The sequence below is a fragment of the Pseudomonas sp. IT-P171 genome (assembly GCF_949767765.1).
Taxonomy (GTDB): Bacteria; Pseudomonadota; Gammaproteobacteria; order Pseudomonadales; family Pseudomonadaceae; genus Aquipseudomonas; species Aquipseudomonas fluorescens_B.
The window spans coordinates 46,923-61,196 of record NZ_CATKQN010000001.1; the positions used below are offsets into that span (position 1 = coordinate 46,923).

Consider the following 14,274-nt stretch of genomic DNA (forward strand, 5'->3'; position numbering starts at 1 on the left):
GAAAAAGCCTGATTTTAGGAGCTGGAACGCTCCCGCGTAACCGGCAAAGCTACCTGAATGACGAGAGGCAGTCCAGCCGGGAGGGACTGGCACTTTGCCACAACTCAAGGCATGCTAGCCGCCCTCCGGGCGTCCGGCTTATAGTGCACGTCGCGCCAGTCCAGCCAAACCGCAGGATTACAGTTTGTCCAATGTCACTCCGCCCCTGATCCCCCGTGCACCGACTGTTGCGCCCGGCTCCCCCCTGCGCGGAACCTTGAAGGGTGCGCTGGCGACACTGGTGTTGCTGCTGCTCGCCCTGCTGTTCTGGCAACTGCTGGATCAGCTGCGCGAAACCCAGAAAAACCAGCGTCAGTACACCATCGACTACACCGCCGATCTGGCCGCGCAAGTCAGCCTGAACATGGCACTCAACGCGCAGATCGCCCTCAATCTGCTACCGATCGTCGAACAGCCACAAAGCGCCGACGAACAGCAGGAGTTGCTTCGCAAGCTGCAAAAATCCTTGCCCGACCTGATCAGTCTTGCGCTGTTGAGTCCCTCCGGCAAAATCCTCAGTGACAGCGCCACCGACAGCGAGGACGCCGACTACCTCGCCGACCTGGTTCGTCACAGCCGTCGCCAGGCCCACTATTTCAGCAACGCCGATAACGGTTCGACGGTGCACTTGCTGCTGCATCAGTCCAGCGGCAGCACGCGTGGCTACTGGGCCCTGCGCCTGAAGCCGAGCTTTTTCTCGTCACTAACCAAACAGAACGAAACCGGCATCCGCCCAATGTGGCTGGTGGAAAACCGCTTCAACCACCAAGTCATCAGTCGCGATGATTCGCGCCCCTCGGCCAAGCCGGGCGAGCTGACCGAAGAGGATGTGGCCAACAGCGTGCTGACGGTTCCCCTGAGCAGCAGCGACTGGCAATTGCGCGGCTTGTTCGACCGCAAGCGCGTGATTGAGGAATTGTTACCGGCGTTCATCGGCAAATGCCTGTTGGGGCTGGCGCTCTCCCTGCTGCCGCTGATTGCCCTGCTGAACATGCGCCGCCGTCAGCGCCAGGTGACTGAAGGTCGTCGGCGCTACAAGGATATTTTCGAAGGTACCGGCGTGGCGCTGTGTGTACTTGACGTGTCGGGGCTCAAGCAGGCGTTCGACAAAGCCCGGTTGCACAGCAGCGAACAACTGCGTGGCTGGCTGGAATCTGCGGAGCAACGGCAGCAATTGCTGCAGGAACTGCGCATCACCGAGGTCAACCAGGTTGCCCTGCAACTGCTCAACGTCAACACCTGCGAACAAGCCTGGAAACTGCTGATCGACGGCAATCCGCTGGACGGCACTGCCATCGGCAATCAAGTGCTCGACGCGGTGCTCAACCAGCAGAAACAGCTCGAGCTGGAGATAAAACTCCCGGACGCCAACGGTCGCGACCAGCACTTGTGGCTGGTGCTGCGCCTGCCGGAAGACCAGGATGACTATAAAGCGGTGATCCTGAGCATCAACGACATCACCAGCCGCAAGCTCATTGAATTGTCGCTGCTCGAGCGTGAAGGGTTCTGGTCCGATGTGGTGCGCACGGTGCCGGATCATCTGTATGTGCAGGACGTGATCAGCCAGCGCATGATCTTCAGCAACCACCACCTGGGCCAGACACTCGGCTACAACCGCACCGAGCTGCACCAGATGGGCGAGTACTTCTGGGAAATCCTCCTGCACCCCGAAGATGCCGACCACTACCACCGTTCGCGCCAGACCCAGCGCCACGCCGGCTACACCCAATTGCTACAATGCCAACTGCGCTTCCGTCATCGCGATGGCCAATGGCGGCGGTTCGACATTCGTGAGCAGGCGCTGGCGCGGGACAAACATGACCAGGTCACGCGGATCATCGGTGTGGCCAAGGACATCACTGAGCAGATCGAAGCCAGCGAGTCCCTGCGCGACAGCGAGCAGCGTTACCGGATGCTCGCCGAAAGCATCAGCGACGTGATCTTTTCCACCGACAGCAAGCTCTCGCTCAACTACGTCAGCCCGTCGGTGCAGGCCGTGCTGGGCTACGACACCGACTGGATCTTCCAGAACGGCTGGCAGACGACCATTGCCAACCCACAGCAATTGTCCGGCATCTACAGCCTGATGGACCGCGTCAGCAAGGCGCTGGACAAGCCCGACCAACTGGCGTTGCTGCGCAGTCAGGTGCAAACCCAGCTGTTCCTGTTCGATTGCCTGCGGGCCGACGGGCGCAAGATTCCTATCGAGCTGCGCCTGGTGCTGGTCTGGGATGAACACGGCGCCTTCGAAGGCGTGCTCGGTGTCGGTCGCGACATCAGCCAGCAACGCCGCGCAGAGAAAGACCTGCGCATGGCGGCCACGGTATTCGAACACTCGACCTCGGCGATTCTGATCACCGACCCGGCGGGCTACATCGTCCAGGCCAACGAAGCGTTCAGTCGCGTGAGCGGCTATGCGGTGGAGCAGGTGCTCGACCAGTTGCCGAACATGCTGACCGTCGACGAGCAGCAGGAGGCGCATCTGCGCTATGTGCTCAAGCAACTGAACCAGCACAGCACCTGGGAAGGCGAAGTCTGGCTCAAGCGACGCAATGGCGAGCATTACCCGGCGTGGGTCGGCATCACGGCGGTGCTCGACGACGAAGGCGATCTGGCCAGCTACGTGTGCTTCTTCAGCGACATCAGTGAGCGCAAGGCCAGTGAACAACGGATTCACCGCCTCGCCTATTACGACGCCCTGACCCACCTGCCCAACCGCACGCTGTTCCAGGATCGCCTGCACACCGCCTTGCAATCGGCGGAACGGCAGAAGTCCTGGGTGGTGCTGATGTTCCTCGACCTGGACCGTTTCAAGCCGATCAACGACTCCCTGGGCCACGCTGCCGGCGATCGCATGCTCAAGGAAATGGCCACGCGCCTGCTCGGTTGCGTCGATGACGACGACACCGTAGCGCGCATGGGCGGCGACGAGTTCACCCTGCTGCTGCAACCGCGCATCAATCGGGAAATCGCCCTGAACCGGGCGATACACGTGGCGGAGCAGATCCTCGCCAGCCTCGTGAAACCGTTCGTGCTCGAAGGCCGCGAGTTTTTCGTCACCGCCAGTATCGGCATCGCCCTGAGTCCGCAGGACGGTAACGAACTCAGTCAGTTGATGAAGAACGCCGACACCGCGATGTACCACGCCAAGGAACGCGGCAAAAACAACTTCCAGTTCTATCAGGCCGACATGAACGCCAGCGCCCTCGAGCGCCTGGAGCTGGAAAGCGACTTGCGCCATGCCCTGGAGCAAAACGAATTCGTTCTGTATTACCAGCCGCAGTTCAGCGGCGACGGCAAACGCCTGACCGGCGCCGAAGCCTTGCTGCGCTGGCGTCATCCACGCCGTGGCCTGGTGCCGCCGGGGGACTTCATTCCGGTGCTCGAAGAGCTCGGCCTGGTGGTGGACGTTGGCGACTGGGTGATCAGCGAGGCGTGCCGTCAGCTCAAGTCCTGGCATCAGGCCAAGGTGCGGGTGCCGAAGGTCTCGGTGAACATCTCTGCCCGACAGTTCTCCGACGGCCAGCTCGGCACGCGGATCGCCACCATTCTCAAGGAAACCGGCCTGCCGCCGGCGTGCCTGGAACTGGAACTGACCGAAAGTATCCTGATGCGCGAAGTCAGCGAGGCGATGCAGATTCTCGCCGGGCTGAAAAACCTCGGGCTGAGCATCGCGGTCGACGACTTCGGCACCGGTTATTCATCGCTCAACTACCTCAAGCAGTTCCCGATCGACGTGCTGAAAATCGACCGCACCTTTGTCGACGGATTGCCCTCAGGTGAACAGGATGCGCAGATTGCCCGGGCGATCATCGCCATGGCCCACAGCCTCAATCTTGCGGTGATCGCCGAAGGCGTGGAAACCCATGAGCAACTGGACTTCCTGCGTGAGCATGGTTGCGATGAGGTTCAGGGGTATCTGTTCGGGCGTCCGATGCCGGCGGGCCGGTTTGAAGCGCAGTTCAGCAATGATGCGTTGTTCATGTTCGACTGAAGCGCAATTATTGTGGCGAGGGAGCTTGCTCCCGCTTGAGTGCGCAGCGCTCACAAGATTTTTGGGGCCGCTTCGCAGCCCAACGGGAGCAAGCTCCCTCGCCACAGGCCGGCATGATCACCGCTGATCCCGTCATGAAGCCCACTTGTCTGCGACATGATCTCCTTTCATATGCCATCTAAAACCCATTGGGTTAGAATGCCCCCCTTTTCTGCCCCGATCCTTGAGGACCGCCATGTTCAGCCGTGATTTGACTATTGCCAAGTACGACGCCGATCTCTTTGCCGCCATGGAGCAAGAAGCTCAGCGCCAGGAAGAGCACATTGAGCTGATCGCTTCGGAAAACTACACCAGCCCTGCGGTGATGGAAGCTCAAGGCTCGGTACTGACCAACAAGTACGCCGAAGGTTACCCGGGCAAGCGCTACTACGGTGGTTGCGAGTTCGTCGACATCGTCGAGCAACTGGCCATCGACCGCGCCAAGGAGCTGTTCGGCGCCGATTACGCCAACGTTCAGCCACACGCCGGTTCGCAAGCCAACAGCGCCGTTTACCTGGCCCTGCTGCAAGCAGGCGACACCATCCTGGGCATGAGCCTGGCCCATGGTGGTCACCTGACCCACGGTGCCAGCGTTTCCTCGTCCGGCAAGCTGTACAACGCCGTTCAGTACGGCATCGACGCCAATGGTCTGATCGACTACGACGAAGTCGAGCGTCTGGCCGTTGAGCACAAGCCGAAAATGATCGTGGCCGGTTTCTCTGCGTACTCGCAGATCCTGGACTTCCCGCGCTTCCGTGAAATCGCTGACAAGGTTGGCGCTTACCTGTTCGTCGACATGGCCCACGTGGCCGGCCTGGTCGCCGCTGGTGTCTACCCGAACCCGGTTCCTTTCGCTGACGTCGTGACCACCACCACCCACAAGACCCTGCGCGGTCCACGTGGCGGTCTGATCCTGGCGCGCGCCAACGCCGACATCGAGAAGAAGCTGAACTCCGCGGTATTCCCGGGCGCCCAGGGTGGCCCGCTGGAGCACGTGATCGCCGCCAAAGCGATCTGCTTCAAGGAAGCCCTGCAACCTGAGTTCAAGGCTTACCAGCAACAAGTGGTGAAAAACGCCCAGGCCATGGCCAGCGTATTCATCGAGCGCGGTTTCGACGTGGTCTCCGGCGGTACTGAAAACCACCTGTTCCTGCTGTCGCTGATCAAGCAGGAAATCTCCGGTAAAGACGCCGACGCCGCTCTGGGCAAAGCGTTCATCACCGTGAACAAGAACTCCGTGCCAAACGATCCACGCTCCCCGTTCGTTACTTCCGGCCTGCGCTTCGGCACTCCGGCTGTGACCACTCGTGGCTTCAAGGAAGCTGAGTGCAAAGAGCTGGCCGGCTGGATCTGCGACATCCTGGCTGACCTGAACAACGAAGCGGTGATCGACGCCGTTCGTGAGAAGGTCAAGGCCATCTGCAAGAAGCTGCCGGTGTACGGCGCTTAATCAGCCCGCTAAACCGCAGCAATGAAAAAACCGGCCAGCGATGGCCGGTTTTTTTTGACTGAAATTCCTGACGGCTAATCTGACGGCAGCTCCTACGGGACCAGCACCACTGGTCAGACCGGTAATGCCAATTTGTCTGCTTACCCTTGTAATCCTGAAAAAATCCAGCGTAGACTGCGCCTGCACTGGACATACCGGTAAGACCACAATAATTAAGTCCTGAATCTGATGCGCCCCGCGCACGGCAGCCAGGACACCGACCAGGATTCCTCCCATGCTCAGATGGTGCTCGCGTTCAATCTTCCTTCAAGTGGTTCTCGGACTGGTGCTCGGCATCGTCTGCGGGCTGACCCTTCCCGAATATTCCGCCCAGCTCAAACCGCTCGGTGACGGCTTTATCAAGCTGATCAAGATGCTCATTGGTCTGATCGTGTTCTGCGTGGTGGTCAGCGGCATCAGCGGTGCCGGCGACCTGAAGAAGGTCGGGCGCATCGGCCTGAAATCGGTGATCTACTTCGAAGTGCTGACCACCATTGCCCTGGTGATTGGCCTGGTGTTCGCGTTCACCACCGGCATCGGCAGCGGCGCGAACATTCATCTGGAGCAGTTGTCCGCCGCCGACATGGGCGACATCGCCCAGCGCGGTCAGCATATGCAAACCACCTCGCAGTTCCTGATGAACCTGATCCCGAGCTCGGTCATCGGCGCCTTCGCGGAGAACAACATTCTGCAAGTGCTGCTGTTTTCGGTGCTGTTCGGCAGCGCGCTGAACCTGGTGGGCGAAGCGGCATCGGGTATTTCCCGGTTGATCAACGAGCTCAGCCACGTGATTTTCCGCATCATGGGCATGATCGTGCGCCTGGCGCCGATCGGCGTGTTCGGCGCGATCGCTTTCACCACCAGCAAATATGGCCTGGATTCGCTGCAACACCTGGGCAGCCTGGTCGGTCTGTTTTACCTGACCTGCGTGGCGTTTGTGACACTGATTCTCGGCCTGGTGATGCGCCTTTCGGGCCTGAAGATGTGGCCCTTGCTCAAATACCTGCGTGAAGAATTGCTGATCGTCATGGGCACCGCGTCGTCCGACGCCGTGCTGCCTCAAATCATGCGCAAGCTTGAGCATCTGGGCATCGGCAGCTCGACGGTGGGTCTGGTGATTCCAACCGGGTACTCGTTCAACCTGGACGGTTTTTCGATCTACCTGACCCTGGCCATCGTCTTCATCGCCAATGCCACCGGTACGCCGCTGGCCATGACCGATCTGCTGACGATTCTGCTGGTGTCATTGATCACGTCCAAAGGCGCCCACGGGATTCCCGGCTCGGCGCTGGTGATTCTGGCGGCGACGCTGACCGCGATTCCGGCGATTCCGGTGGTCGGCCTGGTGCTGGTCCTGGCGGTGGACTGGTTCATGGGCATCGGCCGCGCGCTGACCAACCTGATCGGCAACTGCGTTGCCACCGTGGCCATCGCACGGTGGGAAAAAGACATCGATATCCAACGGGCAAATAAAGTGCTTTCGGGTCAGGTCGGTTATACCTTCCAGCCGAAAAAACCGGTTGCCCCGGCGCATCAGCAGGAATTTTAAACAACATGTGCCTGCCTGCGGGCGGGCACATTCATCGCGACTTGGAGCGAACAGTGATTACCTCGTCAACCGTCGTCAATTCAGTGGTAGAAAAACTTCGGGCCGCCCTGGCCCGTGGTCAGTGGCGCTCCGGCGAGATGTTGCCGGGCCAGCGTGAACTGGCCGAGCAACTGGGCATCAGCCGCCCTAGCCTGCGCGAAGCGGTGATCGTGCTGGAGACCCTCGGCCTGGTGCGTTCAATGCCCGGCAAAGGCGTGGTGGTGCTGGACGCCCATCTGAGTGACAGCCAAAGCCACGACAGCGCGGTGGCCGGTGCAAGCCTCGAAGATGTGCTGCAACTGCGCTACACCCTTGAGCCGTTTATCGTCGGCCTGGTGGCGCAATCCATCAGCAGCAAGGAAGTCGGGCAACTGCGCCTGACGTTGATGGACATGCGCGAAGCCCTGGAGGCCAACGACAGCGAGGCGGGCGTAAACGCCTACATCGCCTTCCACGAAGAGCTGTTCACCCTGACCTCGAACCCGATCTTCCAGAGCGTGGTGCAGCAGACGAGCAATGCCCTCAAGCAAAGCGCAGAGGTGTTGCGCAACTCCCCCGAGCATCTGGCTGAGCGTCTGGAAGAGAACGAAGCCGTGGTGCGCGCGATTCGCAGCAAGAACAGCGCCCAGGCCAGTGCCGAAATGCGCCGCCATATCCTTCGCGAAGGAAAGCGGATGGGCATCGAATTGAATATTCCGGACGACAACCTCGGCAGTTGAAACCTATAAAACCGGAGACAGGCCATGAACAGCTTCGCTTCACCACACACTCTTGTCGCCCTGCCCTTTTCTCCGCCGGCGGATGATCTCTACTCGCGAGTCTTCGACGCCATTCTCGAGCAACGCCTCCATGCTGCCAGCCGCTTTACTGAAGAGAGCCTGGCGCAAATGTTCGGTGTTCGCCGCAGTGAGATTCGCGGGGTGTTGACGCAACTGTCCCATCAGCAGGTCATCGTCCTTCGGGCCAACCATCGCCCCCGCGTCGCCATGCTCGATAGCGAGCTGATTCGGCAGACACTGCATGCCCGGCGGTTGACTGAGACCATGGTGGTGCGGCTGGCGTGCCAGCAGCCCCGGTCACAGGACTTGAAATGTCTACGAGCCCTGATCGATAGCGAGCGTCACTGTGCAGCGCGTGGGTCGGCGATCCGGTTGTCGGGGGAGTTTCATCTGAAGTTGGCGGAAATGGCGGGGAATGCACCATTGGCGCATTTTCTGGGCAGCCTTGTGCCGCTGTCTTCGCTGGCGATTGCGCAGGTTGAGGTGCGGGTGGAGGGTTATTGCGATTGGCAGGTGCATGCAGGGATTCTGGATGCAGTAGAGCGTAGCGAGGCAGTCAAGGCGGTCATGCTGCTCAGCAGGCATCTGGATTATCTGGAGGAAACATTGCTGAGCACGGGACCGGGCCTGAGCCAGAATCGTGTTGCGGGTTAGATCGCCATCGCGGGCAAGCCCGCGATAGCGTCATCACTGACGCTACACATATTTCAGCCCGCGGCCACCCGCGCAAAGCCCTCTCGAATTTTCTCTTCCGGCAGATCATCGGCGATAAACACGATCACGCTTTCACGCGCCTCGCCGTCCGCCCATTCCGTATCCCAATCGAATCCGTACAACTTCAGCACACCCTGAAACACCATCCGCCGCGGCTCACCGAGAATGCTCAACACACCTTTGTAGCGCAGCAGTTGCTTGCCATGATCTTCCAGCAGTTCGTTCATGAACTCGCTGAGCTTGTCGATATCCAGCGGCTTGTCAGTGCGCAGCACCAAGCTGGAAATGCGGTCGATGGAAGGCGCCTTGCTGACCGGGCGCAAACTCACGCCGCCACCCAGGTCGGCATTGAGATTGAAACCACGCACGTCGAGCAATTCGGCCAGGTCGATCTTGCCGTGGTCGACCACGCGGATAGGCGCGCGACGGTTGATGCGGGTCAGGCGTTCGCTTAATGCGGTGAACGTTGGCTCGTCCACCAGATCACGCTTGCTCACCAGCAAGCGGTCGGCAAAACCGATTTGTGCCTGGGCGATGGTTTGGGTCAGATGAGTATCGGCATGCGCCGCGTCGACCAGGGTGATGATGCCATCGAGGATGTAACGCTCGCGCAATTCTTCGTCGATGAAAAAGGTTTGCGCCACGGGGGCCGGATCCGCCAGGCCGGTGCACTCGATCACCAGGCGGTCGAAGGCGATTTCACCGCTGTCCAGGCGTTCGAGCAACAGGTAAAGCGCCTTGGTCAGGTCAGTGTGAATCGTGCAGCAGACGCAGCCGTTGGACAGCGTCATCACTTGCACCGGCTCATCACCCAACAGTTGGGTGTCGATGCCGGCGTCGCTGAATTCGTTTTCGATCACGGCAATTTTCAGGCCGTGCTCGGTTTTGAGCAGGTGGCGCAGCAGCGTGGTCTTGCCGGCGCCGAGGAAGCCGCTGAGGATTGTTACCGGGATGGGAGAGGACAAACTGGATCTCCTGTCTCACAAAGTTAAAGTATCAACACAAAATAAATGTGGGAGCTTGCCTGCCAGCGATGGCGGACTGTCAATCAACAAGGATGTTGAATGTTCAGCCGCCATCGCTGGCAGGTTAGCTCCCACAGGGGTTGCTGCTAATCCGGCAACCGGGTCAACAGCACTTGGGCCCACCCTTGCCACCGTAACGGGCTTCCTGACGTTCCCGGAAGAACATTTCGTAGCTCATCACCGGTTTGTCCGGGTGTTTGGTCTGCATGTGCTCGACGTAGTTGTCGTAGTCGGGCATGCCGACCATCAGGCGCGCGGCCTGACCGAGGTATTTACCGAGGCGACTCAGGTCATTGAACATCGTGCATTCCTCGATTACGCATCAGGCAGCGCCTGGAACGGTGCTTCTTTATCCGTACGCTCCTTGGTACCCCAGGCGGAAATACCGACCTTGAGCGCATAGAACAGGATACTGAAGACCACAAACAGGAACAGTGCCGTCAGCGTTGCGTTGGTGTAGGCATTGAAGATCACGTGTTGCATCTGAGTGATGTCCTTGGCCGGGGCGAGGATCTGACCGTTGGCCAGCGCATCGCTGTATTTCTTCGCCAGCGACAGGAAGCCGATCGCCGGGTTGGCGTCGAACAGCTTGATGAAGCCGGCCGTGGTGGTGCAGATCAGCAGCCATACTGCCGGGAGCATCGTGACCCAGACGTAGCGTTGACGTTTCATTTTGATCAGCACGACGGTGCCGAGCATCAGCGCGATACCGGCCAGCATCTGGTTGGAGATACCAAACAGCGGCCACAAGGTGTTGATGCCGCCCAGCGGATCGATCACGCCCTGATACAGCAACCAGCCCCACATCGCCACGCAACCGGCGGTGGCGATCAGGTTGGCCGTCCAGGATTCGGTGCGTTTCAGCGCCGGTACGAAGGAGCCAAGCAAGTCCTGGAGCATGAAGCGTCCGGCACGGGTACCGGCGTCTACCGCGGTCAGGATGAACAGCGCTTCGAACAGGATCGCGAAGTGGTACCAGAACGCCATGGTGTTTTCACCCGGCAGGACACTGTGCAGGATCTGCGCGATACCGACCGCCAGGGTCGGCGCACCGCCCGCGCGGGCCAGAATGGTAGTTTCACCGATGTCCTTGGCCACTGCTTGCAGCGCTTCCGGGGTAATTGCAAAACCCCAACTGCTGACGGTTTGAGCCACAGCCACCACATCACCACCGACGACTGCCGCTGGACTGTTCATGGCGAAGTAGACGCCCGGCTCGATCACCGACGCGGCGACCATCGCCATGATGGCGACGAAGGATTCCATCAGCATGGCGCCGTAACCGATGTAACGGGAGTTGACTTCGTTATCCAGCAGTTTCGGCGTGGTGCCGGACGAGATCAGTGCGTGGAAACCCGAGACCGCGCCACAGGCGATGGTGATGAACAGGAACGGGAACAGACCGCCCTTCCACACCGGACCAGTGCCATCGACGAACTGGGTCAATGCCGGCATTTTCAGCTCTGGCATGGTGATCAGGATGCCGATCGCCAGGGCCACGATGGTGCCGATTTTCAGGAACGTCGACAGGTAGTCACGTGGCGCCAGGATCAGCCAGACCGGTAACGAGGCGGCCACGAAACCGTAACCGACCAGCATCCACGTAATCTGGACGCCATTGAAGGTGAAGGCCTTTGCCCAGACCGGATCGGCGGCAATCTGCCCACCTAACCAGATCGAGCCGAGCAGCAGCAATACACCGACCACCGAGATTTCGCCGATACGGCCCGGGCGGATGTAACGCATATAGATGCCCATGAACATCGCGATCGGGATGGTCGCCATCACCGTGAAAATACCCCACGGGCTCTCGGCCAGGGCTTTGACCACGATCAGCGCCAGCACCGCGAGGATGATGATCATGATCAGGAAGCAGCCGAACAGCGCGATGGTGCCGGGGATGCGGCCCATTTCTTCACGGACCATATCGCCCAGAGAGCGGCCGTTGCGGCGGGTGGACATGAACAGGACCATGAAGTCCTGAACCGCACCGGCCAGCACCACGCCGGCAATCAGCCACAGCGTGCCGGGCAAGTAGCCCATCTGCGCCGCCAGAACCGGACCGACCAGCGGACCTGCGCCGGCGATGGCCGCGAAATGGTGACCGAAGAGGATGTGTTTGTTGGTCGGTACGTAGTCCAGACCGTCGTTGTTGAGCACGGCGGGGGTGGCCCGTCGCGAATCGAGTTGCATCACATTGTTAGCGATGAACAGACTGTAGTAACGGTACGCAACCAGATAAATGGCCACGGCAGCGACCACAATCCACAAGGCATTGATTGCCTCGCCGCGACGCAATGCCACTACACCAAGGGCGCACGCGCCTACGATTGCCAGCAGCAGCCAGGGTAGGTGGCGTAGCAGGCTATTATTATTTTTCATTTTATGATTCCAGCCAGGGTGGACAAGAAAGACAGCCACCCCGAGTTTAGCTCGGCTGACGGCAAAGGCCATACCCCGACGTTGGTCTGGACGCCCTCTGGGCTGGCAGGCTTTGACAATGCGGGTCTATAGTCAGCGAACATTCAGAGGATTGCGCCATGAGTGAACACCCTGCCGATCGCCGCCGCTTCAAACGTATTGAGTTCGACGCCCGAACAGAGCTGTGCCAAGGGGACTTCATCTGGCCAGTGAAGTTGATTGACCTGTCACTCAAGGGGTTGCTGATCGAAAAACCCGAGCCGTGGCTGGGCGATCGGGCAAAGGCTTTTTCCGTCGACATTCATCTGAATAAAGACGTCGAGATCAAGATGGATGTGCAGCTAACGCACGACGATCACGGCCAGCTGGGTTTCGTCTGCCGACACATCAGCCTGGATTCCATCGAGCGCCTGCGGCGGTTGATCGAACTCAATCTGGGGGATCAGAAGGCGATGGAGCGGGAATTGGGTGCGCTTATAGAGGTGTGAACATGCCATTGCAGGAGCCCGCTTGCTGGCTCCTGCAATGATGGAGGTTATTCGAACAATGCGTCGAGAGCCTGTTCCAGACGCGTCACGGCAATAATCTGCAACCCCGGCGGCGCCTCTTTCGGCGCGTTGCCCTTGGGCACAATGGCCCGTTTGAAGCCGTGCTTGGCGGCTTCCTTCAAACGCTCCTGACCGCTGGGCACCGGGCGCACTTCGCCAGACAAACCGACTTCACCGAACACCAGCAGATCATGGGGCAGTGGCCGGTTGCGCAAACTGGACATGACCGCCGCCATCAGCGCCAGGTCCGAAGCGGTTTCCAACACCTTCACGCCACCCACCACGTTGAGGAACACGTCCTGATCGTGGGTCGGAATGCCGCCATGACGGTGCAGTACTGCCAGCAACATCGCCAGCCGGTTCTGATCCAGTCCCAGCGTGACGCGGCGCGGGTTGGCCAAATGGCTGTCATCCACCAGCGCCTGGACTTCCACCAGCATCGGTCGGGTCCCTTCCCACGTCGCCATGACCACACTGCCCGGTACTTCTTCCTGAGCACGGGTCAGAAAAATCGCCGACGGATTGGACACTTCCTTCAAGCCCTTGTCGGTCATGCCGAACACGCCCAGTTCGTTGACTGCACCGAAACGGTTCTTCACCGCCCGCAACAAGCGCAAGCGACCGTCGGATTCACCCTCGAAATACAGCACGGTATCGACCATGTGCTCCAGCACGCGCGGACCGGCCAGCGCACCTTCTTTCGTCACGTGGCCAACCAGAAAAATCGCCGTGCCGCTCTGCTTGGCGTAGCGCACCAGCAATGCCGCGCTCTCCCGAACCTGGGACACGCCGCCCGGTGCCGATTGCAGTTGCTCGGTGAAGATCGTCTGAATCGAGTCGATCACCATGACCTTGGGCTTTTCGACCCGGGCAGTGGCGATGATGGTTTCGATGCAGGTTTCGGTCATGACGCGCAGTTGATCCTGCGGCAATCCAAGACGCCGGGCGCGCATGGCCACCTGTTGCTGGGACTCTTCGCCGGTGACATACAGCGCCGGCATGCTTTTGGCGAGGTTGCACAAGGTTTGCAAAAGAATGGTTGATTTGCCGATGCCGGGGTCACCGCCGATCAGCACCACCGAACCGTCCACCAGACCGCCACCCAAGACCCGGTCCAGTTCACTGGACGCGGTGGAAAAGCGCGGTATTTCCTCGACGCTGACTTCGGCCAGGGTCTTGATCTGCGCCTGTTGGCCGGTCCAGCCGGTGCGACCGCTGGGGGCCGCAGCCCCGCCGCTCTCGACCATGGTTTCGGTCAAGGTGTTCCAGGCCCCGCACTCGCCGCACTGGCCGGCCCACTTGGGGAAGGTTGAGCCGCACTCGGTGCAGCCGTACATGCGTTTGGCCTTGGCCATCTGAACTCCCGGCAAAAAACGCGATGATAGCTCAGCTGGACTGATTCGGCGCGAGGCAGTTGCCCAATGAAACTTGGGCCGAAACTTTTACGATTGCCGGGACTGTCGAGTGACGGCACACAAATCTGTACAACTTTGCGTATCGACACTCCCATTAAAATCCGGACGGCCCTTTCAACAACATTGAAAAGCTGTACAAACCATTTAAATCTCGCTTGGAAAACGTACAACATATTCTTCAATATTATTGTCTTGGCAAGACACACCAACTTACTGGCAATTT

10 protein-coding genes are annotated in these 14,274 nt (G+C 59.8%); 6 read left to right on the forward strand and 4 right to left on the reverse strand.

Going from position 1 to position 14,274, the window contains the following annotated elements; translation table 11 throughout:
* Positions 1–184: 184 nt before the first annotated feature.
* The 5 genes from ACM6I5_RS00240 (at position 185) to ACM6I5_RS00260 (ending at position 8,582) form a co-directional block, all read left to right on the forward strand.
* On the forward strand, positions 185–4,033 hold the full coding sequence (locus tag ACM6I5_RS00240) for an EAL domain-containing protein (protein WP_414878323.1): 3,849 nt from the start codon (positions 185–187) through the stop codon (positions 4,031–4,033).
* Positions 4,034–4,268: 235 nt separating this feature from the next.
* Positions 4,269–5,522: a serine hydroxymethyltransferase gene (glyA, locus tag ACM6I5_RS00245; protein WP_017340875.1), complete on the forward strand. Its 1,254-nt coding sequence runs from the start codon at positions 4,269–4,271 to the stop codon at positions 5,520–5,522.
* Between the two features lie 274 nt (positions 5,523–5,796).
* Positions 5,797–7,110, forward strand: a complete 1,314-nt coding sequence (locus ACM6I5_RS00250; protein ID WP_414878325.1) for a C4-dicarboxylate transporter DctA — start codon at positions 5,797–5,799, stop codon at positions 7,108–7,110.
* Between the two features lie 53 nt (positions 7,111–7,163).
* Positions 7,164–7,868: a FadR/GntR family transcriptional regulator gene (locus ACM6I5_RS00255; RefSeq protein ID WP_414882978.1), complete on the forward strand. Its 705-nt coding sequence runs from the start codon at positions 7,164–7,166 to the stop codon at positions 7,866–7,868.
* A gap of 24 nt (positions 7,869–7,892) precedes the next feature.
* A complete protein-coding gene (locus tag ACM6I5_RS00260) occupies positions 7,893–8,582 on the forward strand; it encodes a GntR family transcriptional regulator (protein ID WP_414878327.1) in 690 nt (229 codons plus the stop codon).
* 53 nt (positions 8,583–8,635) lie between these two features.
* Here ACM6I5_RS00260 and yjiA read toward each other — a convergent pair whose 3' ends face one another.
* The 3 genes from yjiA to ACM6I5_RS00275 all read right to left on the reverse strand — a co-directional run bounded on the left by yjiA (position 8,636) and on the right by ACM6I5_RS00275 (position 12,049).
* Complete coding sequence (gene yjiA, locus ACM6I5_RS00265; protein ID WP_017340880.1) at positions 8,636–9,607, reverse strand: GTPase; 972 nt, start codon at positions 9,605–9,607, stop codon at positions 8,636–8,638.
* Between the two features lie 163 nt (positions 9,608–9,770).
* Positions 9,771–9,968: a YbdD/YjiX family protein gene (locus tag ACM6I5_RS00270; RefSeq protein WP_007895266.1), complete on the reverse strand. Its 198-nt coding sequence runs from the start codon at positions 9,966–9,968 to the stop codon at positions 9,771–9,773.
* Between the two features lie 14 nt (positions 9,969–9,982).
* Complete coding sequence (locus ACM6I5_RS00275; RefSeq protein ID WP_017340881.1) at positions 9,983–12,049, reverse strand: carbon starvation CstA family protein; 2,067 nt, start codon at positions 12,047–12,049, stop codon at positions 9,983–9,985.
* A 158-nt stretch (positions 12,050–12,207) separates the two neighbouring features.
* Between ACM6I5_RS00275 and ACM6I5_RS00280 the strand changes: the two genes are divergently transcribed.
* Positions 12,208–12,576 (forward strand): PilZ domain-containing protein, encoded by a 369-nt coding sequence (locus ACM6I5_RS00280; protein WP_017340882.1) that lies wholly within the window; start codon positions 12,208–12,210, stop codon positions 12,574–12,576.
* A gap of 47 nt (positions 12,577–12,623) precedes the next feature.
* Here ACM6I5_RS00280 and radA read toward each other — a convergent pair whose 3' ends face one another.
* Positions 12,624–13,991: a DNA repair protein RadA gene (radA, locus tag ACM6I5_RS00285; RefSeq protein ID WP_008040321.1), complete on the reverse strand. Its 1,368-nt coding sequence runs from the start codon at positions 13,989–13,991 to the stop codon at positions 12,624–12,626.
* Positions 13,992–14,274 lie beyond the last annotated feature (283 nt).

Excerpts from the sequence above, each read along its gene's own strand:
- ACM6I5_RS00280 (WP_017340882.1), top strand. The coding sequence starts at position 12,208 with ATGAGTGAACACCCTGCCGATCGCCGCCGCTTCAAACGTATTGAGTTC.
- ACM6I5_RS00260 (WP_414878327.1), top strand. The coding sequence starts at position 7,893 with ATGAACAGCTTCGCTTCACCACACACTCTTGTCGCCCTGCCCTTTTCT.
- ACM6I5_RS00250 (WP_414878325.1), top strand. The coding sequence starts at position 5,797 with ATGCTCAGATGGTGCTCGCGTTCAATCTTCCTTCAAGTGGTTCTCGGA.
- glyA (WP_017340875.1), top strand. The coding sequence starts at position 4,269 with ATGTTCAGCCGTGATTTGACTATTGCCAAGTACGACGCCGATCTCTTT.
- radA (WP_008040321.1), bottom strand. The coding sequence starts at position 13,991 with ATGGCCAAGGCCAAACGCATGTACGGCTGCACCGAGTGCGGCTCAACC.
- ACM6I5_RS00270 (WP_007895266.1), bottom strand. The coding sequence starts at position 9,968 with ATGTTCAATGACCTGAGTCGCCTCGGTAAATACCTCGGTCAGGCCGCG.
- ACM6I5_RS00275 (WP_017340881.1), bottom strand. The coding sequence starts at position 12,049 with ATGAAAAATAATAATAGCCTGCTACGCCACCTACCCTGGCTGCTGCTG.